24 protein-coding genes and 1 pseudogene are annotated in these 23041 nt (G+C 61.0%); 12 read left to right on the top strand and 13 right to left on the bottom strand.

Translation table 11 applies throughout. From position 1 onward, the window contains the following. Positions 1-86 precede the first annotated feature (86 nt). Positions 87-383 (bottom strand): DUF982 domain-containing protein, encoded by a 297-nt coding sequence (locus EOC93_RS13770; RefSeq protein ID WP_095485433.1) that lies wholly within the window; start codon positions 381-383, stop codon positions 87-89. A 280-nt stretch (positions 384-663) separates the two neighbouring features. Between EOC93_RS13770 and map the strand changes: the two genes are divergently transcribed. Together map and radC are read left to right on the top strand one after the other, a co-directional pair. Continuing rightward, positions 664-1491 carry a type I methionyl aminopeptidase gene (gene map / locus EOC93_RS13765; RefSeq protein WP_095485434.1) on the top strand — a complete coding sequence of 276 codons (828 nt, stop codon included), beginning with the start codon at positions 664-666 and terminating at the stop codon, positions 1489-1491. Between the two features lie 51 nt (positions 1492-1542). After that, entirely contained in the window at positions 1543-2298 is a 756-nt protein-coding gene (gene radC / locus EOC93_RS13760) for a DNA repair protein RadC (protein WP_095485435.1), read from the top strand. A 244-nt stretch (positions 2299-2542) separates the two neighbouring features. On the opposite strand, the gene EOC93_RS13755 is transcribed toward radC, so the two are convergent. From EOC93_RS13755 to EOC93_RS13730, 6 genes are all read right to left on the bottom strand, one after another. Next, positions 2543-3022 (bottom strand): nuclear transport factor 2 family protein, encoded by a 480-nt coding sequence (locus tag EOC93_RS13755; protein ID WP_126106248.1) that lies wholly within the window; start codon positions 3020-3022, stop codon positions 2543-2545. Between the two features lie 30 nt (positions 3023-3052). Next, positions 3053-4282, bottom strand: a complete 1230-nt coding sequence (locus EOC93_RS13750; RefSeq protein ID WP_127204884.1) for a PQQ-dependent sugar dehydrogenase — start codon at positions 4280-4282, stop codon at positions 3053-3055. A gap of 47 nt (positions 4283-4329) precedes the next feature. After that, the gene (locus EOC93_RS13745) at positions 4330-4764 is read right to left on the bottom strand and encodes a DoxX family protein (protein ID WP_127204883.1); all 435 of its coding nucleotides are present in this window, start codon (positions 4762-4764) and stop codon (positions 4330-4332) included. A gap of 68 nt (positions 4765-4832) precedes the next feature. Then, entirely contained in the window at positions 4833-6947 is a 2115-nt protein-coding gene (locus EOC93_RS13740) for a xanthine dehydrogenase family protein molybdopterin-binding subunit (RefSeq protein WP_095485439.1), read from the bottom strand. Beyond that, entirely contained in the window at positions 6947-7963 is a 1017-nt protein-coding gene (locus tag EOC93_RS13735) for a xanthine dehydrogenase family protein subunit M (protein ID WP_095485440.1), read from the bottom strand. The genes EOC93_RS13740 and EOC93_RS13735 overlap by 1 nt, the downstream gene beginning before the upstream one ends. Positions 7964-7966: 3 nt before the next feature. Then, positions 7967-8587: a (2Fe-2S)-binding protein gene (locus EOC93_RS13730; protein WP_095485441.1), complete on the bottom strand. Its 621-nt coding sequence runs from the start codon at positions 8585-8587 to the stop codon at positions 7967-7969. Between the two features lie 214 nt (positions 8588-8801). Between EOC93_RS13730 and EOC93_RS13725 the strand changes: the two genes are divergently transcribed. Continuing rightward, positions 8802-9374 (top strand): TetR/AcrR family transcriptional regulator, encoded by a 573-nt coding sequence (locus EOC93_RS13725; RefSeq protein WP_126106243.1) that lies wholly within the window; start codon positions 8802-8804, stop codon positions 9372-9374. A 146-nt stretch (positions 9375-9520) separates the two neighbouring features. Here EOC93_RS13725 and EOC93_RS13720 read toward each other — a convergent pair whose 3' ends face one another. Then, positions 9521-10966 (bottom strand): MFS transporter, encoded by a 1446-nt coding sequence (locus EOC93_RS13720; RefSeq protein ID WP_127204882.1) that lies wholly within the window; start codon positions 10964-10966, stop codon positions 9521-9523. 141 nt (positions 10967-11107) lie between these two features. Here EOC93_RS13720 and EOC93_RS13715 point away from each other — a divergent pair, with 141 nt between their 5' ends. After that, positions 11108-12016, top strand: coding sequence for a LysR family transcriptional regulator (locus tag EOC93_RS13715; RefSeq protein ID WP_127204881.1), 909 nt, complete (start codon positions 11108-11110; stop codon positions 12014-12016). 27 nt (positions 12017-12043) lie between these two features. Here the strand turns inward: EOC93_RS13715 and EOC93_RS13710 are convergent, their stop codons facing one another. Beyond that, positions 12044-12568, bottom strand: coding sequence for a hypothetical protein (locus EOC93_RS13710; RefSeq protein ID WP_127204880.1), 525 nt, complete (start codon positions 12566-12568; stop codon positions 12044-12046). 452 nt (positions 12569-13020) lie between these two features. On the opposite strand from EOC93_RS13710, the gene coxB reads away from it, so the two are divergent. From coxB to EOC93_RS13680, 6 genes are all read left to right on the top strand, one after another. Continuing rightward, entirely contained in the window at positions 13021-13836 is an 816-nt protein-coding gene (gene coxB, locus EOC93_RS13705; RefSeq protein WP_095485445.1) for a cytochrome c oxidase subunit II, read from the top strand. An 88-nt stretch (positions 13837-13924) separates the two neighbouring features. After that, positions 13925-15694, top strand: coding sequence for a cytochrome c oxidase subunit I (gene ctaD, locus EOC93_RS13700; protein WP_127294104.1), 1770 nt, complete (start codon positions 13925-13927; stop codon positions 15692-15694). Beyond that, positions 15691-16395: a cytochrome c oxidase subunit 3 gene (locus tag EOC93_RS13695; protein WP_127204879.1), complete on the top strand. Its 705-nt coding sequence runs from the start codon at positions 15691-15693 to the stop codon at positions 16393-16395. Before ctaD ends, EOC93_RS13695 begins: the two co-directional genes overlap by 4 nt. Positions 16396-16408: 13 nt before the next feature. Next, positions 16409-17131, top strand: a complete 723-nt coding sequence (locus tag EOC93_RS13690) for a heme-copper oxidase subunit III family protein (protein ID WP_126106237.1) — start codon at positions 16409-16411, stop codon at positions 17129-17131. Between the two features lie 31 nt (positions 17132-17162). After that, on the top strand, positions 17163-17567 hold the full coding sequence (locus tag EOC93_RS13685; protein WP_095485449.1) for a cytochrome C oxidase subunit IV family protein: 405 nt from the start codon (positions 17163-17165) through the stop codon (positions 17565-17567). A 191-nt stretch (positions 17568-17758) separates the two neighbouring features. After that, a complete protein-coding gene (locus EOC93_RS13680; protein WP_095485450.1) occupies positions 17759-18232 on the top strand; it encodes an aminoacyl-tRNA deacylase in 474 nt (157 codons plus the stop codon). A gap of 53 nt (positions 18233-18285) precedes the next feature. Here the strand turns inward: EOC93_RS13680 and EOC93_RS13675 are convergent, their stop codons facing one another. The 3 genes from EOC93_RS13675 to EOC93_RS13665 all read right to left on the bottom strand — a co-directional run bounded on the left by EOC93_RS13675 (position 18286) and on the right by EOC93_RS13665 (position 20975). Beyond that, positions 18286-19104 carry a DUF2189 domain-containing protein gene (locus EOC93_RS13675; protein ID WP_127204878.1) on the bottom strand — a complete coding sequence of 273 codons (819 nt, stop codon included), beginning with the start codon at positions 19102-19104 and terminating at the stop codon, positions 18286-18288. A gap of 407 nt (positions 19105-19511) precedes the next feature. Continuing rightward, on the bottom strand, positions 19512-20459 hold the full coding sequence (locus EOC93_RS13670; RefSeq protein ID WP_127204877.1) for a heme o synthase: 948 nt from the start codon (positions 20457-20459) through the stop codon (positions 19512-19514). Between the two features lie 135 nt (positions 20460-20594). Further along, entirely contained in the window at positions 20595-20975 is a 381-nt protein-coding gene (locus EOC93_RS13665; RefSeq protein ID WP_095485453.1) for a cytochrome c family protein, read from the bottom strand. Positions 20976-21258: 283 nt separating this feature from the next. On the opposite strand from EOC93_RS13665, the gene EOC93_RS13660 reads away from it, so the two are divergent. After that, a complete protein-coding gene (locus tag EOC93_RS13660) occupies positions 21259-22146 on the top strand; it encodes an alpha/beta hydrolase (protein WP_127204876.1) in 888 nt (295 codons plus the stop codon). Positions 22147-22169: 23 nt separating this feature from the next. Continuing rightward, positions 22170-22496, top strand: a complete 327-nt coding sequence (locus EOC93_RS13655) for a hypothetical protein (protein ID WP_095485455.1) — start codon at positions 22170-22172, stop codon at positions 22494-22496. Positions 22497-22589: 93 nt separating this feature from the next. On the opposite strand, the pseudogene EOC93_RS13650 reads toward EOC93_RS13655, so the two are convergent. Beyond that, positions 22590-23041: pseudogene (locus tag EOC93_RS13650) on the bottom strand (trigger factor); the annotation flags it as partial.

Here is a 23041-nt window from a genome sequence, read left to right as displayed (position 1 = left end):
AAATGCGGAGCGGTTTTGCGATAACGACATGCATAAAAACAAGAGCTTAAAGCGCGTCGCATGAGCCCGTTCGAACGCGACGTGCTTTAAGCCCTCAGCCCCCTCGCCTCGCCAGAACGCTTGCCTGGAACCATCATATCCCTGGCCAGGAGGCGGCTCACCCGGCAGAACGCCATGAACGCCCGGCAAGCCTCCTCGGTGTCGACCAGGTCGACCGTGGCGCCGAAGCAGGCATTGAACGCAGCCTGATAGACCGGGCCCTGCCGGCGAACCGGCCAGCCTTGCAGGAAATCCAGCGCCTGTTCGACGCTGTATATTTCCTCGACCGGCAGGCCAGGCGCCGTCGTGATGCGCACCGGCACCGCGAATTGCAATCTGTCCATTCGTGTCTCTCCCGAGCAGCGTTCCCGCAGCAACGCCGCTCGTTGCAAAAAGGTTGCCTTGACCGGCTTCTTGCTCGGCCACGCTTCTTGCTCAGAAATATGTCGTCAGTGCGGACGAACACCCTGGACAGGCACAAGGTGAAGCCGCAACGCATGAATTTCGCCGGCTTGTGCCCGTCGCAGGCAGTTCGTCCTTGAACCTGGCGCCGTCCGGTGCCAAATCTGAGTGACTTTTCTCACAGGCTCATTAGAAGCCCTTTCTTCCGGCAAGACGGACACAATGGTCACCTATCTCGACGCCGCCACGGCACCGCTCAGAAACACCGGCCAGATCCGCCTCTATGGCGAAGAAGGCTTTGCCGGCATGCGCAAGGCCTGCGACCTCACCGCGCGCTGCCTCGACGAGCTGGTGTCGATCGTCGCGCCGGGCGTCACCACCGAAACCATCGACCGCTTCGTCTTCGAGTTCGGCATGGATCACGGCGCATTGCCGGCAACGCTCAACTATCGCGGCTACACGAAGTCGTCCTGCACCTCGATCAACCACGTCGTCTGCCACGGCATTCCCGACAACAAGCCGTTGAAGGACGGCGACATCGTCAACATCGATGTCACCTACATCCTCGACGGCTGGCATGGCGATTCCTCGCGCATGTATCCGGTGGGCACGATCAAGCGCGCCGCCGAGCGCCTGCTCGAGGTCACGCATGAATGCCTGATGCGCGGCATCACCGCGATCAAGCCCGGCGCCCGCACCGGCGCCATCGGCGCCGCCATCCAAACCTATGCCGAAGGCGAGCGCTGCTCGGTGGTGCGCGATTTCTGCGGCCACGGCGTCGGCCAGCTCTTTCACGATGCCCCGAACATCCTGCACTATGGCAACGCCAGCGAGGGCGTCGAGATGCGGCCGGGCATGATCTTCACCGTCGAACCAATGATCAATCTCGGCCGGCCGCACGTAAAAGTGCTGTCGGACGGCTGGACGGCGGTGACGCGCGACCGCTCGCTGTCGGCGCAGTACGAGCACACGATCGGCGTCACCGAGACCGGATGCGAGATCTTCACGCTGTCGCCAAAAAACCTCGACCGCCCGGGCCTGCCAGCATAGTGTCAAGTCGGGCGGGCATCTGCCCGGCAAAAATGCTGGATACGGGCGGCTATGGGGAAAACCAGCGACGACGACGAGCGGGGTTTCTTTCCCGAGAGACCGACAAAGTCGCTCGCGAAAGCCAAGTCGGTCGAAAAGCCGCATTATCTCGGGCATCGCGACCGCTTGCGCCAACGGTTCGCGGCCGCGGGTTCCGACGCCCTCCCCGACTACGAATTGCTGGAGCTCCTGCTCTTTCGCCTGATCCCCCGCGCCGATACCAAGCCCGTCGCCAAGGCGCTGCTGGCGCGCTTCGGCACGCTGGCCGAGGTGCTTGGCGCGCCTGTCGCGCGGCTTGAGGAGGTCGGGGGTATCGGTCCGGCGGTGGCGCTCGATCTGAAGGTCGTTGCCGCGACCGCCCAACGCGCGGCACGTAGCGAGATCAAAGGCCGCGAGGTCTTGTCGTCCTGGACGCAGGTTCTCGGATACTGCCGGTCAGTCATGGCCTTCGAGGAGCGCGAGCAATTCCGAATCCTGTTTCTCGACAAGAAGAACGCGCTGATCGCCGACGAGGTGCAGCAGGTCGGCACCGTCGACCACACGCCGGTCTATCCGCGTGAAGTGGTCAAACGCGCGCTCGAACTCTCCGCCACGGCAATCATTCTGGCGCATAATCATCCGTCAGGCGACCCGACGCCGTCGCGCGCCGACATCGAGATGACCAAGCTGGTCATCGAGACGGCCAAACCGCTCGGCATCGCCGTTCATGATCACATCATCATCGGCAAGAAGGGTCATGCCAGCATGAAGGGCCTGCTGCTGATCTGACACCCGATTTGAAATATGCATCGGCTTCTCGTCGGAAGCGTCCGGCGCTGGCTTCACCATGTTCGCCCTGCCATGATGGCGAACCAGCGGAAGAGCTCGCCAGCCCGCGACTCGACAGCTCGACAGCTCGACCTAGGCGGCGCTCGATAACCTCGGCAATCCGCTTGAAGAGAACGCTTCCATCAGAAACCGACCGCCGACGCGCCATAGCTGCACGCTTCCCGCCAGCCATCTTGAATTTCGATCAATCGGCCCTGCCGATTTCGGTCGCTTGATGCGCCACATTCCTCCATTGCCCATTTTCATGAACGTATACGCGAAGGTGCCGGGCTCTCTTCACTACGGAAGATCCCCCGCTTGTTCTGTACGCATTGTGATAACGTCCAACGACAACGGCGACATTGCAGTAGATCATCGCTTTGTTTTCGTCGATGACGAAGGTGGAAAACAGCGCGCGTTCACCCCTACGGCCTGCGATGAATTGCGATTTGTTGCGAGCGCCACCAGAGCTTTCGACATGAGAATAGTCGTCGGCAGTGATCTCTTCCAGAAACCCCACGTCGTTGCGAAGCAATGCGTCGATGCGCATGGAATCTAGCTCGAGGACTTCCTTCTTGGCTACCTCGCTGTTCACGCATTGCTGACTCACTGGCTGGGCGACCGCGAGCGATATTGGCAGGCAGAGCGAAGCGATGGCCGCTAAGGCACGAAGGTTCCGGGCCAATTGACATCTCCCTCTTGTGCTTGGCGAGGTTCATGGGACTGTTGCGGGAACTCCACCCCGGCCACCGGCAGCCGATGCGCGTGAGCATTCGGGCGCGGCCAGGCTCCCGAGCGGGACCGAAAGAACCTGCCCACCGGGGTCGCCACGTCGCCCGTTCGTCAGGAACCACAGGTTGCCGTCGCTTCCCTCGAATACATGACGAACACGCCCAAACTCGCCGGCGTAGTGTGCCGTTGCTTCGGGATTGCCCGCGGCGTCAATTGTCACCGACCACAGCCGCTGCCCTGTCAGACCTGCAACGAAGAAGGTGCCGTCAACGTAGGCAAGCCCGCTTGGACCCATTTCCTGCGTATGCCACTGCATGACAGGGTCTATGTAAGCGGGGTTGCCTCCCCTGCCTTCGATGACCGGCCACCCGTAATTTCCCCCCGGCTCAACGCGGTTGAGTTCGTCCCATCCATCATCCCCAAAATCGGTCGCCCACAGCTGTCCCCTGTCATCCCACGCCAGTCCTTGAGAATTGCGGTGTCCAAGGGAGTAGACGAGAGAGCCTCTCACAGGGTTATCCGTTGGGACGCCGCCGGTAGGCGTCATGCGGAGGATCTTGCCAGCAAGTGAGTTTGGATCCTGCGAGAGGTTGGGATTTCTCGTCTCGCCCACCGTTGCATAGAGCATCCCGTCAGGACCAAACTCGATGCGCCCGCCGTTGTGACCGCGCCCTCCTGGCAATCCGTCAAGGACGGGTTGCACTTCACCGAGCGCGCCTTCGCTGTACGCCATCCGCACGATGCGATTGCCCGAAATCGTGCTGTGGTAAGCGTAGAGCCAGACGTTCGTGCCCTCTGTGAGCACCGCAAGTCCAAGCATCCCGCCATCGCCTCGGGCTACGACGTCAGGCACGGTGCCGACCGACCGTAGCGTTTCGCCAAGCCGAAACGCCACGATCTCCCCAGTACCACGCTGACTGACGAGTACCTCGCTGCCGACGCGCACGGCGGACCAGGGTATGTTGAGCCCCAAAGCAATCTCGATGGGGGTGGCCGCGGGCATTACGCACGATGTCGGGGAGCCCACTGAGCGAGACGACTGGGCGTGAACGCCGGAGGAGATCAGCAGCGATATGGAGCCGAGCATGGTGAATGCGAGAGCGATCATCGAGGCCCGAACCACTGCGATTGCTACACCGCGCCCGTCCGTTCCCAGCACCTCATCCCGCATGTGGCCAGCACTGGCTCTTCGATCGAAATCTCGACTCTCCATAGACGCTCTCCATTGAATGGCTGTAGGCCGACCACGCGCCAATCACATCACGTCGCCGTCTCCAGGCGGGACGAAGTCGTTCCAGCCTTGCGCTCCCGGAGCGCATCCAAGCTCCAGACACCCGGCCCGGCGGCGGAAATGTAGAGAAACAGGAAGCAATACAGCATCGCTGCTTCGCCGTGATTGAGTACCGGGAAGAAACCATTCGAGCTGTGCGCGATGAAGTATGCGAAGGCCATGGATCCCGAAAGCAGGAAGGCAACCGGGCGGGCGAAGAGGCCAAATACTAATAGAAGGCCGCCAACCACTTCGAGAACTCCGGCCGCGGACAGCAACGGGTTGAGAGGATATTCAAAGGGTGCAGGCCAGCTGAAAAGCTTCATGGTGCCATGGGTGAAGAATGATCCTGCTGCAAAAATGCGCAAGACACTCAGAATATGAGGTGCAAAGTTTCGGATGTAGGGTATCTGCAAAGCGGGCATATTTGCCTCCAAGGTAACTAGACGGATTGCAAGTTGGGTTAAAACAAGTGCTCGACGGCTCTCCTTCGTCAGAGCACGTCGTTTATGCGTATCGGCAGTTTTCGTAAGCGTTTGCCTGTTGCGTGATAGATGGCATTAGCGATCGCAGGCGCTGTTCCGAGCATCACCAACTCGCCCATTCCTTTCACACCGACCGAGTTGATCCTGGGATCAGGCTTATCTATCAGCCCGACATCCACCTCACCGATATCGGCGTTCACCGCCATCACGTAGTCGGCGAGATCGTCATTGAGGTAACCGGCAAAGCGCGGATCGACCTCCGACTCTTCCCGAAGCGCTGTGCTGAACCCCCAGACGACACCGCCGTACATCTGGCTCTTCGCGGTCCTTGGGCTAACGACCCGCCCTACGTCCGCGATGCTGACCGCGCGCGGCATACGGATCCGCCGGGTCGTCGCATCGATGTGAATCTCCACGAACTGCGCGATATAGCTCATGGACGTGAAGCCGGGGTAATCGGGCCCTGTGCCTGCACGGCCGCCGGTGCGGTAGGCCTCGATGGCCGACGCGTCTTGACCTGGCGCCAGCTCTGAAACCTTGACCTCGATATAGGGGCGCTTCAGGCGCGCGAGCTGTTGGTGCAAATTGCCGGCTGGCGGATTGGCCCCGGCGAGTTCGGCAAACCTGGCGCGTAGAGCCTCCACCGCCTTTGCGGCCGTTGGGACACAGCTGGCCGTCCCGCGCTCGCCGACCGTGGCGAGCTGTGGGCCCAACGTAGTGTCGCCGAGCAGGACTTCCAGACGATCGGGGTTGATGTCGAGACCCTGGATGATGACATTAGCAATCGCAGTCAGTATTCCTTGGCCCATCTCATGTCCGGAGCTGATCATGCGTGTTGTGCCATCGGCCCTGACCCTGAGGGTTGCCTCGCTCGCAGACATCGACGCACCGAAGATGCCGCACGCCACTCCAAGGCCGACCAACGTCCCGTCGGCCAATCGCATAGATCCCGGTTCAGGAAGACGCCTGCTCCAGCCGAAGCGGCTGGCCCCCTCTCTCAGGCAGTCGTTCAGAAAGTGCGGCGATAGAGGTTGGCCAGCGATGATGTCGTTCTTAGCCTCGTGTTCAAGACGAAGCTCAACGGGGTCCTTGCCAAGCTTGTAGGCCATCTCATCGATCACGCTTTCCAATGCAAAGCCGGCAGGAAAGGGATGCGTGCCCCTTGTGTGGCGCGGCATCTGACGGTCGATGTGGATGTCACCTGCAGTCGCCCGAAAGTTCTCGATCGCATACAAGCGGGCGATATCTTCATGGTAGCCGGTCGAGCGAAAGCCGCCGTCCGGAATGTTTTCTTGCACCACGTCGTAAATGATGGCCTGCAGACGCCCTTCCGCGCTGGCAGCAAGACGGATGGTGTGGACACTGCGCGGCCGATAGTTGGCTATATGGAAGAGTTGCCCGCGAGGCGTCACCAGCTTTACCGGGCGCCGTATCAACCGTGCCGCGTGTGCGACCAGGAACGTCTGCATTTTTGGAGGAGATTTTTGCCCGAACCCACCGCCGACTTGTTCTGATTTCACGGCGATCTGATCGAGTGAAAGCTCGAATGCTTTCATTAGCGCCGCCTTGACGGCGTCAAGATTTTGACATCCCTCGTATACCGTCAGTCGTCCATCAGTCCATTCCGCAACGGTGCCAAACAACTCCATGGCATTGTGATGCTGGGTTGGCGTCTCGAAGATGCCCTCGACGATTGTCGCTGCGTTTTGGAATGCCCGATCGACGTCGCCTGCGTTGAATCCCTCGGCATCTACGCGTTGCGCACCAGGGCTTGTCATCAACGGAATATAGGGCGCCGTCTCGTAAACCGCCGTCACCGCTTCGGCGCCTTCGATCGCCGCTTCGACGGTCTCGGCAACTACCAGCGCAGTGGGCTGGCCCCGATACGATATCTCTGCACGAAGTGCCGGGAAATCTCCTATGCCCAGCACTTGGACAACACCGGGCGTTTCCATGGCAGGCGCTACATCGAGGGCACTTACCTTGCCTTTCGCAATAGTCGCAGGCACCAGCATGGCATATAGCATTCCGGGCTTCTTAACGTCGGCACCGTACTGCGCCCGGCCGAGAACTTTGTCTCTGGCATCGACACGTGCAATTTCCGAGAAGGCTTGCGTAGGCATTACGCCCTCCTTTCAGCGGCGATGATCAGCGCATCGGCGATAACCCTCGCGCCGAGTTCGATCTTGAATGCATTGTGCTGACCGCCGCGGGCGTCGGCGAAAGCCGCCCTTCCGGCCCGAAGGGCAAGTTCCGGTGTGAGTGGTGAACCAGTAACAATTGCTTCGGCGGCGCGGGATCGCCAAGGTGTGGTCGCGACACCGCCGAGCGCAATGCGGGCGGTGCGGACGGTGGCGCCATCCATCTCGAGTGCCACCGCAGCGGAGGCCAATGCGAAGGCATAACTCTCGCGGTCGCGGATTTTATGATAGGTCGATGCACGGCCGGCAGGCGTTTTCCGGACGGTGATCGCCGTCACCAGTTCGCCCGGATGAAGATTGAACTCGCGGTGGGGCGTATCGCCTGGGAGACGGTAGAATTCAGCAATCGGAAGGTTACGCGGACCCTCAGGCCCGAGCATCTCGATCGTCGCGTCCATCGCCATCAGCGCGACTGGCCAGTCGCCAGGCGCCACCGCGGTGCAAGCCTCACTTGTGCCAAGAACGGCATGAGTGCGATCGAGCCCGCCGATGGCCGAGCAACCGGAGCCAGGCTCGCGCTTGTTGCAAGGATAAACGCCAACCATCGAGGTCGATCCCGCACCGTTGCGAAAGTACATGCAGCGGGTGCGTTGCAGAAGGTTGCCGCCCACCGTGGCCATGTTCCGCAACTGCTGTGACGCAGCCTTGAGCAGACTTTCAGAAAGCACGGGATACTGGTCGCGCACGACCGGCGTGTAGGCTACATCGGTCATCAGAGCGCGGCCACCGAAGCGCAGAATGTCGCCGTCTGTTTCGATCGCGTCCATGCCGTCGATTCGGCTGACGTCGATCAGATGAGCCGGGTGCTCAATCCCGAGCTTCATCAGGTCGTACAGGTTGGTGCCACCGGCGATATATCGCGCCGATCCTTGGGCCGCCGCAAAACGTGCCACGGCGGCTTCGGCAGAGGGGGCAACGGTGTAGCTCAACGCCCTCATCCGTCAGCCCTCCATGACCTTGGCTGCTTGCTGGACGGCCGCGAGAATCCCGACATAGGCGCCGCATCGACAGATGTTCCCACTCATGAACTCGCGGATTGCATCTGGACTGGTCGCATGCCCTCCAGTCACGCAGGCGACCGCGGACATGATCTGTCCCGGCGTGCAATACCCACATTGAAGCGCATCATTGTCTATGAAGGCCTGCTGCATTGGGTGAAGGTCCGCGCCTTCAGCGAGGCCCTCGATCGTGGTGACCTGCCGTCCATCGATCTTGGCCGCCAGCGTGAGACAGGACGAGACAGGCCGGCCATCCAGATGAACCGTGCAAGCCCCACACTGTCCGTGATCGCAGCCCTTCTTGGTCCCGGTCAGCTCTCGCCGCTCACGCAGCAAATCGAGGAGAGAAGCGCGGGAATCGATCTCAAGAATCACCGGTCGGCCGTTCACGTTCGCCGAGACTTGAACCGTTTGGCCGGTTTCGGCACGCGCGAACTGCTGTTGTGCTTGGGCTCGTTGCTCGAGTGGCAAGATGCTCGCAGCGGCAGCCCCAGCTCCGCTAGCGAGCACAACGCGACGCGTGACGCCGCAGGTTTGTGTAGTCTCGGACCGTTCGTCTTCCATTATCGGGCATCCCTCTTCGCGCTTCCAAGTTGGAGCCGTGATTGTGCTTGCGAACTTTGCGCCGAAGGTCGGACCATTGTGCGTGTTCGCCGCCGCATTGACCAAGCGTACGAGCCCTAGCACTCGTGCCACATTGGCAGGCTCTGACAATCTTTAGCATCATTGTCAGAGCCTGACAATTGTCGTATGTTCACAAAACTGAGAAGGGTTTGGAATGGTCAAGAGGGCAGAAAATGCGCGCGAGCGGTTCGAGGCCGCCGCATACAGTCTTTTCAGGCAGCAGGGCTACGCTGCAACGACTGTTCCAGAGATTGCTGCGGAAGCCGGGCTAACGGAGCGGACGTTCTACCGCTACTTCACCGACAAGCGAGAAGTCATGTTCTGGCGAGCCGGTGATCACCAGGTCACGATAGCAAACGAAATAGCGAGAGCCCGCGCCGGCGTGCATCCACTGACAATGGTGGCTCGCGCCTTTGAATCGGTCGCTCCCTTCATCGACGGCCACCGCGCTATCGTAAAGCTGCGCCAGCGTCTGATATTCACGCATGGCGACCTGCAGGAGCGGGAACTGATGAAGCTGCATAAGCTCGCTTCCGCAATCGATCTGGCTCTACAGCAGCGGGGTATCCGGCCCTCGTTTTCGCGCGCCGTAGCAGAGATAGGCGCGGCCATCTGGAAAGTTGCGCTGGAGAACTGGCACGCCGACGAAACAGAGAAGCCCTTTTCAAGTCACGTGCAGGCGGCTCTTACCGAGTTTCAGGCAGGCCTGCACCAAGTCGCAGGCTAGGACGCAGATTTGCCGGACGATCCAAGCGGCTTTGACGAGTAAGAACAATTGTAATGACGGGAAGGGCCTGCTGCTGATCTGACGCCCGATCTGAACATGCACCGGCATCTCGTCGAAAGCATCCGGTTTGCGTTCGGACTACGGTGTCATGACATGCCAGACATCGAAGCGCGTGCCGCTAGAGCACGGCTTCCCACCGCGATGGCGAGCGCGACGACGATCAGAATCGCCGCGACCGCGAACGTGATCCGCATACCGGCGGCAACGGCCTCTGGGCGCGCCGTCGTGATGTCGGACGTCGCTGAGGCAAATGCGAACACGGCGCCCATGACGGATGCGCCAGTGATGAGCCCGAGGTTGCGCGACAAATTGAGCGAGCCGGAAATGACGCCCCGCTGGTCCGGGCGGATATCTGACATGACAGCGGTGTTGTTGGCCGTTTGGAACAGCGCATAGCCTGATGTGATGACTGTGATCGAGGCGATATAGCCAGGGAGCGTTGCCGGCATCATGGACAGAATGAAGCAACCGGCCGCTATCGCGATGAGCCCAATGATGGTCATGCGCGCAGCGCCAAAACGGTCCGCTATACGGCCAGCTGGCACACCGGTCAGCGCGGCGACAAGCGGACCGACCGACATGACGATCCCAACAAGAGCCGCGTCGAGCCCGAGCGCACGAGACAGATAGAACGGCCCGACCACCAGCGTCGCCATCATCACCGTCGCAACGAGCGCGCTCATGGCGAGGCTCGCACTCAGCATCGCATCGCCGAATGCGGCCAATCGGATCAAAGGCGACGCCACCCTCGCCTCCACAAGCACAAAGAAGCCGGCTCCGAAAACGGCTGCCGCCAATAGGGCCATGTTGAGCGGACCAAAATTGCCACGCCCGGTCGTCATCGCGAGCGCATAAGCGCCAAGCGCCAAGGCAAGCAGCAGCGTGCCCACAACGTCGAAGCCGGTCCGATCAGTCTTCGGCCCCCGGCGATCAGCCGGCAGATAGCAATAGGCGAGAACAAAAGCCAGCAAACCCAGCGGCACGTTGACCAGGAAGATCGCCCGCCAACCAGCTCCGGCAATCAGAAGACCGCCGAGCGACGGACCGAGAGCGGTGCCGATCGCCGACATCGTTCCGAGCAGTCCCATGGCGCTGCCGGTCTTTGCCTTCGGGACCGTCTCACCGACAAAAGCCATGGTCAGGGTCATCATGATGGCCGCTCCTACTCCCTGCGCCGCCCGGGCGGCAATCAGCAGCCAGAGCGTCGGCGTAACGCCACACAGGACCGAGGCCACGGTGAACAGGAAGAGCCCGGCCAGCAGCAGCCGTCGGCGGCCGATGAGGTCACCGAGCCGCCCGACGCTGACGATCGTGGTGGTGATGGCGAGGAGATAAGCCAGCACAATCCACTGGACTTCCTGGAACGACGTGTTGAACGCCTGCGACAACGTCGGCAAGGCAACATTGGCGATGCTGATGCCGAGTGAGGACAGCAACATGGACAGCGAAAGACTGGCAAGCGCCCACCGAACCGAAGGTGTCCGTTCCGCATTTCCGGCGACTGCCCGTCCTGCATCGATTGGCTTCAACATGAGCTCCGTTTTCTGGCGACTCCCGAAACGGAGCTGGTAGACACGTAGTCCTTTGCTAGATATGGCGGAAGATGCATCATTTGCATTTAATCATTGCGTTTGACGCTATGTCAGATCGTGCCGATCTGCTACGATCCGTTGATGTCGCATCCCGATCTCAATCTGCTTGTCACCCTTGATGTGCTGCTGACGGAAGGCAGCGTTGCGCGCGCCGCCAAGAGGCTTCGGCTGAGCCCATCGGCGATGAGCCGAGCGCTGGCGCGATTGCGGGAGACGACTGGCGATCCGCTGCTGGTCAGGGCTGGACGCGGCCTCGTTCCCACGCCCCGGGCCATCGAGCTCCGCGAGCGCGTCGGTCAGCTTGTGCAGGACGCCGCATCCGTTCTGCGTCCTGTTGAGGCGCTCGACCTGAAACGGCTCGTGCGAACCTTCACCCTTAGAAACAGGGATGGCTTTGTCGAGAATTTCGGACCGGATCTCATTGCGCGCGTCGGCGAACAAGCACCGGGCGTGCGGCTGCGTTTTGTGCTGAAGGCGGACAAGGACAGCACGCCCCTGCGCGACGGCAGCGTAGACCTGGAAACGGGCATCGTCGGAAAGGCCACGGGACCGGAGGTGCGCGCGCAAGCGCTGTTCCGTGATCGTTTCGTCGGTGTCGTGCGGGTGGGGCATCCATTATGCGGGATCACGATCACCCCTGCCCGCTATGCAGCCGGCCGGCACATCCTCATCTCCCGTCGCGGACTCGACAGGGGACCGATCGACGATGCCCTCGAGCCGCTAGGGTTGAAACGGGAGATCGTGACGGTCGTCGGCGGCTTTTCGGAAGCTCTGGCTCTGGCGCGCGCCTCGGACCTGATCGCCAGCGTTCCCGAACGCTATTCGGGAAACCTGCGCGACGGGATGTTCTGTTTTCCTCTGCCGGTTCCCTTGCCGGAAATCGGGGTTTCACTTTTGTGGCACCCGCGGCTCGATGCCGATCCGGCGCACCGCTGGCTGCGCGGGTGCGTTCGAGACGTTTGCGCTGGAACAACTCACTGGATCTCTTAGCGGTCAAAACGCCCGCTGCTGATCCGATCACGGCAACTCGGTGTTGCAGGTGCCGGCGATCTGGCCGACGGCCTCGCTGAACCCGGCAAGGTCGAAATCGGCCTCGCCTCGCCCCGACAGCAGCCCGAACCGCCAGGACAGCAGGAGCCGGTCTGCGGAGACCAAACGCCTGATACCGTCGGCACCATCCCGAACCAGCGTCCTTCCCCGCGGGCCGACCGACCAGCTTTCGTTGACCTTGCTGGCCTTGTCGACGGTCACCGACACGGTGATGGTCCGGCTGGCGGAGACGGCATCGTTCAACTGCAGCCATTCGCTCCAGCGCGGCTCACCATTCGCCCGGCAGGCAATGGTCAGGACCGGGCTGTAGCTCAAGGCGCCGCCGCCGGTGATGAGCTTGTTGGTGGCATGGAGCGAGGCCGTGACCAGGCCACCGCTGCCGGTGTCGAACCGCCAATTGTCGAGAACGCTGTCGGCCTCGGCAATGCCGCAGGCCGAGGCGAGGAGGAACGCCGTGGCGACCGCGCCTCCAATACCGACTAATAGCTTCAACGATGCCTCCAACCCTGCACTTTGCAACACAGCGCAGATAATGATCAAAACCTCGTATCGCCAGCCGCCACCACTGGTTGGGCGCGAATCTGTCGCTACCGCATCCGCCCGAAAATCGGAATCGATTCTCGGACAACAGGATGCGTAGAAATAAGAGTTCAGAGTGTACTTTGTGCGTCCAAGTGGCCGCACGTCGCTCTAAGATCACAACGAAAAAGGCCGCATTGAGGGCGTCCTTTCACAATTCGGCGGAATGCCGTGTTGTTCCGCGCTCTCAGCAGGTTTTTTCTTCGCCGGAGCCCTCTTCTTCTTAGGTTTATCCACATCATCGCCATTGCCTTTTCGGCTGACCGGAAGACCGCACTAGAATTTCGACCGGAAATCGAGCTATGATGCACTCGGCATTTCCTGGGACGGCTTCGCGCCCTTGGAGTGCCGGGAGGAAACGGGATATGGCCATCGCGCTTGTACTCGTTTTGGTAGTTGTGGGCTCAGTGTTGTTCCACTTCCTGAGCCCATGGTGGTGGACGCCGATTGCCTCGAACTGGGACTATATCGACAACACCATCATCATCACCTTTTGGATCACCGGCGTCGTCTTCGCCGCCGTCGTCCTATTCATGGCCTATTGCGTCTTCCGCTTCCGTCATCGGGAAGGCAATCAGGCAGCATACAAACCCGAGGACAAGCGGCTCGAATGGTGGCTGACGATCGTCACCGCAATCGGGGTCACGGCCATGCTGGTTCCGGGCCTGTTCGTCTGGAACCAGTTCGTCAACGTCCCAAGCGACGCAACCGAGGTCGAAGTCGTCGGCCAACAATGGCAATGGAGTTTTCGCCTGCCCGGCAAGGACGGCAAGCTCGGCACATCCGACACCCGCAACGTCAGCGCTGAAAATCCGCTGGGCGTCATCGCCAGCGACCCCAATGGCCAAGACGATGTCGTGGTCGAAGCTGCCGATCTGCATCTGCCGGTTGGCAAGCCGGTCAAGATGCTGCTTCGCTCGATCGACGTGCTCCACGATTTCTATGTCCCTGAATTCCGCGCCAAGATGGACATGATCCCGGGCTCGGTCACCTATTTCTGGTTCACCCCGACCAAGACCGGAACCTTCCAGGTCCTGTGCGCCGAACTTTGCGGCCAGGGGCATCCTTTGATGCATGGTGTGGTCATGGTCGACACGCAGGAAGATTATACGGCGTGGCTCGGCGAACAGCAGACTTTTGCGCAATTGTCGGCCCCCCAGCAGGTGGGCTCGGCAGAGTAGACGCCGTGAGAGACGGCGACGTGGGTTTAAATTGCGGCAGGGCTCGAAACTATCGAGCCTGGCCGAAAAGGGCACGGAGGGTGTTCCTGTGGTCGATATCACACCTGCAGATGCGGTACCGCCGGCCGAAGTCGCGGAAATGGAACTCTACCATCCGCACAGCTGGTGGACGAAATACGTCTTCTCGCAGGACGCCAAGGTCATTGCCATCCAGTATTCGGCGACGGCGACGGCAATCGGCCTGGTGGCGCTGGTGCTGTCCTGGCTGATGCGGCTGCAGCTCGGCTTCCCCGGCACGTTCGACTTCATCACCCCGGAAGCCTACTACCAGTTCATCACCATGCACGGCATGATCATGGTGATCTACCTGCTCACGGCACTCTTCCTGGGCGGCTTCGGCAACTACCTGATCCCACTGATGGTCGGCGCGCGCGACATGGTCTTTCCCTATGTCAACATGCTGAGCTACTGGATCTACCTGCTCGCCGTGCTGGTTTTGGTGTCGAGCTTCTTTGCGCCCGGCGGACCGACGGGTGCCGGCTGGACGCTCTACCCGCCGCAGGCGATCATGACCGGCACACCAGGCGGCCAGGACTGGGGCATCATGCTGATGCTCATCTCGCTGATCCTGTTCATCATCGGCTTCACGATGGGCGGCTTGAACTATGTCGTGACGGTGCTGCAGGGCCGCACGCGCGGCATGACCCTGATGCGCCTGCCGCTGACTGTCTGGGGCATCTTCACCGCGACCGTCATGGCGCTGCTCGCCTTCCCGGCGCTGTTTGTCGCCTGCGTGATGATGTTGTTCGACCGCGCGCTCGGCACCAGCTTCTTCATGCCGGCGATCGTCGAGATGGGCGAGCAATTGCAGCACGGCGGCGGCAGCCCGATCCTGTTCCAGCATCTGTTCTGGTTCTTCGGCCACCCCGAGGTCTACATCGTGGCGCTGCCGGCCTTCGGCATTGTATCCGACCTGATCAGCACTCATGCGCGTAAGAACATCTTCGGCTACCGGATGATGGTCTGGGCGATCGTCGGCATCGGCGCGCTGAGCTTCGTGGTCTGGGCGCACCACATGTATGTCAGCGGCATGCATCCCTATTTCGGCTTCTTCTTCGCCACCACGACGTTGATCATTGCCGTCCCGACCGCGATCAAGGTCTACAATTGGGTGCTGACGCTGTGGCGCGGCGACATCCACCTCACCATACCGATGCTTTTTGCCCTGGCCTTCATCGTCACCTTCGTCAATGGCGGACTGACCGGATTGTTTCTCGGCAACGTCGTCGTCGATGTTCCGCTGTCGGATACAATGTTCGTCGTTGCCCATTTCCACATGGTCATGGGCGTCGCCCCGATCCTCGTGATCTTCGGGGCGATTTATCACTGGTACCCGAAGGTCACTGGCCGGATGCTGAACGAGGCAATGGGCCAGTTCCATTTCTGGGTCACCTTCCTCGGCGCCTACCTGATTTTCTTTCCCATGCACTACATCGGCCTGATGGGCGTGCCACGCCGCTACAACGAGCTGACCGACATGACGGTGATGACGGAATCGGCCCACCACCTGAACTCGTTCATCAGCATCATGGCGTTCATGGTCGGCTTCGCCCAGATGGTGTTCCTGTTCAATCTGATCTGGAGCATCCGCCATGGCCGCGAGGCCGGCGGCAATCCATGGCGCGCCACGACGCTCGAATGGCAGACGCCGCAAACACCGCCCGCCCATGGCAATTTCGGCAAGGAACTGCCGATCGTCTATCGCTGGGCCTATGACTACAGCGTGCCGGGCGCCAAGGAGGATTTTATACCGCAAAACATGCCGGGCTCCTTCGGATCCTCGAGAGAGCCGGCATGAGCGTCATTCTGGTCTTCCTCCTCGTGATCGTCGGCTTTGCCGGATGGTGGCTTTCCCACCAGCGGCTGATGGCCAAGCCATGGCTCGAGCAAGGCGTGATCGGGGATATTATCGGCCCGGAAGGATCGGCGCTGCCGACCGCCAAGATCGGCCTCGGCGTCTTCCTCGCCGTCGTCGGCTGCCTGTTTGCGCTTTTCACCAGCGCCTATTTCATGCGCATGGCGCTGTCGGACTGGCAGGCGTTGCCGCTACCGCGCGTGCTCTGGTTCAACACCGGCGTGCTGGTCCTGAGCAGCATCGCGCTGCAATGCGCCGCGGTCGCCGCGCGCCGGGGCCAAATCGACACGGTCAGGCTCGGCCTCGTCACGGCTGGGCTCACCGCGCTTGCCTTCCTGATCGGACAGCTTGTGGCATGGCGGGAACTGACCGCCGACGGCTACTTGCTGACCGCCAATCCGGCCAACAGTTTTTTCTACCTGATAACCGGGATGCATGGCCTGCACATACTGGGAGGGCTGGTCGCCTTGAGCAGAACAACTGCCGGCGCCTGGAACGGAGCCCGGCCGGAGCGGCTTCGCCTCAGCGTCGAACTGTGCGCCATGTACTGGCATTTCCTGCTTTTCGTCTGGCTCGCCATCTTCGCGCTTCTGGCCGGCTGGGCCGCGACCTTTATCGAGATTTGCCGACAGTTGCTGACCTAGGAGGGCCGGGCGGATGGCAGAGACGACAGTGACGCATATCGGCCAAACACAGCCGCGGCCGGCGGGCTTGCAAGGCGTCGCCGCCGACTGGTCGTCGGATCAGCGCGCGTTCAAGAACGTGTCCTGGGGCAAGGCCATGATGTGGATCTTCCTACTCAGCGACACCTTCGTCTTCGGCTGCTTCCTGCTCTCCTACATGACCGCGCGCATGTCTACCCGGGTGCCGTGGCCCAATCCGAGCGAGGTTTTTGCCCTTCATATTGGCGGCTCGAATGTTCCGCTGATCCTTATCGCCATCATGACCTTCGTGCTGATCTCGAGCAGCGGAACGATGGCGATGGCGGTGAATTTCGGCTATCGCCGCGACCGCCGCAAAACCGCGATCCTCATGCTTCTGACAGCAGCACTCGGCGCGACCTTCGTCGGCATGCAGGCTTTCGAATGGACCAAGCTGATCAGCGAAGGGGTACGGCCCTGGGGCAACCCGTGGGGGGCGGCACAGTTCGGATCATCCTTCTTCATGATCACCGGCTTCCACGGCACCCATGTGACGTTCGGGGTGATCTTCCTGATCATCGTGGCGCGAAAGGTCTGGCGCGGAGATTACGACACGGGACGGCCCGGGTTCTTCACCAGCCGCAGGGGCAGCTATGAGAACGTCGAGATCATGGGGCTCTACTGGCATTTCGTCGACCTGGTCTGGGTGTTCATTTTCGCATTCTTCTATCTTTGGTGAGAGGCAGACATGGCTTTGGTGAGAGGCAGATATGGCTGAAGCAACCGCAAACGGCCTGGGGCAACACACGCTGCACGGAGCTCAAGCGCATGATCCGGCAGCGACTGGCATCGCCCCGGCGGAGGTTCACCAGGAGCACCCGATTAAGCTCTATCTGGTGGTCTGGGCATGGCTGTTCATCCTCAGCGCCTGCTCCTATCTGGTCGATTATGTCGGCCTCCAGGGCTATCTCAGATGGTCGCTGATCCTGATCTTCATGATGCTCAAGGCCGGGCTGATCGTCGCCGTCTTTATGCACATGGCCTGGGAACGGCTGGCGCTGACTTATGCGATCATATTGCCGCCGATACTGGTGCTGGTGTTCGTGGCAATGATGGTCTTCGAATCGGATTACACGCTTCTCACCCGGATGGTGTTTTTTGGGGCCGAGCCCTGACGCGCAATCCGGGCACAGGGTTTGTCGACGGCGTCTCCCCTCAGGAGCTGGAAGCGCTATTTGCGGTCCGCTCCCCTTTGCCTTGAAACAATCGACAGCTGGCCCATTTTCGTTGGTACGGGAAACGACAGAAGCAGAATGATTGCGCTCGTTTCCACATGCGTCGCGAACTCCAGCAAGGGAGGCTCAGGATGACGATCGCAAACAGACTGAAGGACTTTATCGACGGGAAAGGAATTTCCTATGAAACCGTCGAGCACCACCGCACGTCGACAAGCAGGCAGTCGGCGATAGCGGCGCATGTGCCCGGCAGCATAATGGCCAAATCGGTGGTCGTTCACCACGACGGCGGCTATGCGCTGGCCGTGGTCCCCAGCACCCACAGGATCGAGCTCGGCACGTTGCAGGACGTCATGGACCAGCGTATCGGCCTGGCCTCCGAAGACGAGGTGGTTTCGCTCTTCGAGGATTGCGACACCGGCGCCGTCCCGCCGATCGGCGGGGCCTACGATGTGCCGGTGATTCTCGATGAAAGCCTCGGCAAGGCCGACGACATCTATTTCGAGGGCGGCGACCACAGGACGCTGGTGCATGTCAGCGGCAAGGATTTCCGCAACCTGACCAGCGACGCTCGCCAGGCCCGCTTTAGCTACCCGGCTTACTAAAAAGCTCTGGCCCGCCGTGCCGGCGCGCTCGCCGGTACGGCAGGCCAGGATTTTCAGCTCGCCGGCTTGGTGGAAGCCGGCGATTCCACAACTTTGCGATAGACGTGCCAGGTGGCGTGACCGAGGATCGGCAGCACGACCGCCAGCCCGGCGAACACCGGCAGCGAGCCTATGATCAGGGCGACGGCGACAATCAGTCCCCAGACAGCCATCACGATCGGGTTCGCCAGGACCACGCGCACCGAGGTGTGGATGGCTTCGTAGGCGCCGACGTCGCGGTCGAGCAACAACGGGAACGCGACGACTGTGGTGCACAACACGACCGCGGCGAAGACGAAACCGATAGCGTGCCCAAGGATAACCAGCGTCCAGCCACGTCCGGTGGCGAATATTTCACTGATGAAGCCGGACAGCGATTCCGGCGGGGCCGGGCCGAAGAGGGTCTGGTAAAATGCCTGGGCGGTCAAAAGCCAGGCGATGAAGATCGCAAGCAGCATGATGCCGACCGCTGCGATGGCCGGCAACGCCGGAGAATTCCTGACCTCGAAAGCGTGGCTCCAGGAGGCGTCCAGCCCGGCCTCCCGTCGCCGGCTGATCTCATAGTGGCCGAGCGCCGCGAATGGACCGATCAGCGCAAAACCTGACACCAGCGGAAACAACAGCGGCAGCGCATTGTTGCCCGATGTCCAGACAGCGAGCACGACGCCGACCAGCGGATAGATCAGGCAGAGGAAAACGATATGCGACGGTTTGACCATGAAATCGTCGACGCCACGCCTGAGCGCGTCGAAAAGGTCGGAAACGCCAATCTTTCGAATTCTGGTGTGTTCCAGCGTCTCGCTGGCGCCTGCAATCACGTGAAAACTTGCCATGACCATTCCTCCAGACCAGGTCCGGTAAGGTCGCGGTTCACGGTGCCGTCGTTCAGCGTGACTGGCCACGCAAAACCGCGACCTGCACCATGATCAACATACTCTCTTGCATGGCGTTTGTCGCCCTTTGTCAGAACAGCGCGGCTCCAGTGATCAGGCTAGCTCTAACGGCCTTTCTCCGATATTCTCCAAAGTGGGTTGCAGGGTGAAGGTCATGGATGGAAAGACCGTTCTCATACTCGGCCTTGGCATAGTTATTCTGCTGTTGCTGGGATTCTGCGCAGTTCCAACGTGAGGTTCGAGCAGGTTCGGGCACACCTCGTTCGGCAATCGCCGACTGACTGTCTCAATCTGGCAAGCAATCCGAGAACATCAGGATTCACTTGAGCCACGAGACCGTCATACCGTCAATTTCCGGCTGACATGACGGCACGCAATACGATGGTGTCGGCAAGCAGCACGGCAAAGATCGCGAAAAGATAGAAAATCGAATAGGCAAACAGCGCCTTTGCGCGTTTCATCTCCCACCCTTCAACCCGCCTTTTGTCGACCAGCAGCTTCCAGGCATGCCAGATGAAGCCTGCGCCCAATGCGGCCGAAACAATCCCGTAGAATCCGCTCGCGAACCCGAAAGCCCAAGGCAGCACGCCGATTGGTGCCAGGATCAGCGAATAGCCGAAGATCTGTTTTCTGGTCGAAGCCTGGCCGGCCACGTTCGGCATCATGGGGATGCCGGCCGCTGCATAGTCGCCGATCTTGAACAGCGCGAGCGCCCAGAAATGCGGCGGCGTCCAGAGGAAAATGATCAGAAACAGGATGAGGCTTTCAATCCCGACCGCGCCAGTGGCCGCCGCCCACCCGATGACAGGAGGAAGAGCACCCGCGGCGCCGCCTATGACGATATTCTGCGGCGTCGAGCGTTTCAGCCACATCGTATAGACGACGACGTAGAAGAAAATGGTGAAGGCCAGCAGCGCCGCGGCAAGCCATCCCACCAGCACGCCGAGCGTAATGACCGAAAGTACGGAAAGCACCAGACCGAAGCCGAGAGCTTCGCCTGGCGTGACCCGGCCTGATGGGATCGGCCGCTTCGACGTGCGCGACATCAACGCATCAATATCGGCATCGTACCACATGTTGAGCGCCCCGGCCGCTCCTGCTCCAACTGCAATTGCGCCGATTGCAATCACGGCGATGATCGGATTCGTCATTCCGGGCGCCACCATCAGGCCGACGAAGGCGGTAAAGACGGCAAGCGCCATGACACGGGGCTTCAGAAGCGCGAAGAAATCACTGACCGTCGCTTCAGAGATCTGGATACCGGTATCCTCGAGGCCGCTTTCCCGAGCCGACATTTCAGGCGACCACCGATGGAGGCAGGCAATCTGGCCGGCGCATCGGCCGGCGGAAGAGCCAGGTTACTTCCTGGCGGAAGAACCGGGTTACTTCCTGGCGGAAGAACCGGGTTACTTCCTGGCGGAAGAACCGGGTCATTTGGAGAATTGCTTCAGATAGGCGATGACGTTGGCAAGATCCTCGTCCTTCTTGAGGCCGGGAAACGCCATCTTCCCGCCTTTGATCATGGCTTTGGGATCGCGAAGATAATTCGTCAGCGTGGCTTCATCCCATTTGACGCCGGATTTGCCGGCCTCGGTCATGGCTTTGGAATATTTGAACCCCGGATGCGTGCCGGCCGTTCGGCCGATGACGCCACTCAATGACGGACCGACCTTGTTCTGGTCCTTGTCCACGACGTGACAGACCTTGCACTTGGTGAAGACCTTCTCGCCCGCGGCGGCATCTTGTGCCTGGGATTGGTTCGTGATGAACGTCGCAGCGGACACGGCGGCGAAAAACGCGATTGCGCGCATGGCATTTCCTCCCCGATCGCCAAATCTGCCTTGGACGATCTGCGCGTGCCGACACGGCATGCGCCCCTTGCACGACAGAGCGAAATATCCGCTTCTGGCGTATGGAATTGCGGCATCTACATACCACAGAATCTGGCTGGCTGATAGCAGAAGCCGACCAGCAAGATTTGCTGCCGAAGCAATGAGGCAACTCGATCGGCGCACAGCCGGAACGCATCCCGGCCAAAGGCGTTAGACCAGCTACGGTTCAGCGTCAGCAAGATCAAAGATCAGAGAAGCGTCCATGAACGACAGCAGCGTCCTGGAGGTGCGCCACGGCACCCTCACGATCGACGGCGAGACGGTCTTCTACAGAGAGGCAGGCCCTGAAGCCGCGCCGGTGTTGTTGCTTCCGCACGGCTATCCCTGCTCATCCTTCCAGTATCGCCGGCTGATGCCGGCGCTCGCCGATCGGTGGCGGACTGTCGCGCCGGACTTCCCCGGCTTTGGCTACAGTGGGACCCCAGATCCGGCACGGTTCGGCTATGATTTCGACGCCTACGCGACTTTCCTGGAGCGGTTCACCGACGCGCTGGGGCTCGGCAACTACGCGCTGTGGCTGCACGACTATGGCTCTCAGATCGGCCTGCGCCACGCAATAGCGCATCCATCGCGGATCAGGGCCCTCATCATCCAGAACGGCGACATCTACGCGGATGCGCTTGGCCCCAAATACGAAACGATCCGGCGCTTCTGGCGGGATCCTTCACCAGAGAACCACGCGCCGCTGGAAGAAGCGGTGAGCGAGGACGGCTTTCGCGCCGAGTTCGTCGGCGAAGTCGATGACGACGTCGCCCGACGTGTGCCGCCCGATATGTGGAAATTGCATTGGCCGCTGATGGATACGCCGGTGCGCCGTGCGCTTTCGGTCGGACTGATGGAGAAGCTCAAGGCTAACCTCGACTGGTTCCCTCGTTACCAGGAATACCTGCGCGAACAGCGGCCGCCGGCAATGATCCTTTGGGGGCCGAAGGACGAATACATGCCCGAGCCGGCAGCGCGCGCCTATCTGCGCGATCTCCCCGAGGCCGAACTGCATTTGCTGAACGACGCCGGGCATTGGCTGCTGGAAACCCATTTCGAGGCCGCCCTGCCCTTGGCGCGAGGGTTTCTCGGCGAGGTCCTGCATTAATCGCCCGCACAGAGGAGCACTTCATGAACGACAACGCCACAATTGCCCGGATCTGGCGGGGAAGGACGCGCCGCGATCTGGCAGACGCCTACGAGCCATATCTGCGCCGCGAAGGCATTCCGCCGCTTCAGGAGAAGGCGCTTGGCGTGCAGTTGTTTCGCGAAGATCGCGAAGAAGAAACGGAGTTCGTGACGATCTCATACTGGCCAGACGTCGACGCCATGGCGAGCTTCACCGGCGGCGACCCGCGCAAGATCCATCACCTGCCGCGCGACGAAGAGTTTCTCGTTGAACTGCCCGAACGGGTGACCGTGATGCGGATCCTCGTCACTCAATTGCCTCGCGATTAGGGCGGTGGCGGTGACGGTTGCGGCCTTGCGGCATCGACAGCAACGAAAAAGGCCGCATCGAGGGCGGCCTTTCACCATCCGCAGAACGCGGTGTTATTCGGCGTCCTTGGCAGCCTTTTTCTTCGGCGCGGCCTTTTTTTTCGGCTCTTCCGCATCGTCGGCCTGCTTGGCGTCAGCCTTCTTCGCGGCGGTTTTCTTCGCCGGCTTCGCCTTGGCCGTCTCGGTGTCCTCGTCGTCGGCCATCAGCTCTTCCTTGCTGACCTTGACGTCGGTGACGGAGATCTGGCCGAGCAGATGGTCGACCACCTTCTCCTCGAACAGCGGTGCGCGCAGCGTGTTCAGCGCTTCGGGATTGCTGCGGTAGAATTCGAAGGCTTCCTGCTGCTGGGCGGCCGGATAGCGGCGCACCTGCTCGAACAGGCCGCGCTGCAATTCGTCGTCCGACACGGTGACGCCGGCCTTCTCGCCGATTTCGGCGAGAACCAGGCCGAGACGCACACGGCGCTCGGCAAGCCGGATATCTTCAGTGCGCGCCTCTTCTTGCG

Source organism: Mesorhizobium sp. M6A.T.Ce.TU.002.03.1.1, assembly GCF_003997275.1.
Classification (GTDB): Bacteria; Pseudomonadota; Alphaproteobacteria; order Rhizobiales; family Rhizobiaceae; genus Mesorhizobium; species Mesorhizobium mediterraneum.
Note: the sequence above shows the minus strand (reverse complement) of the source record. Positions and strands in the feature narration are given on the sequence as shown.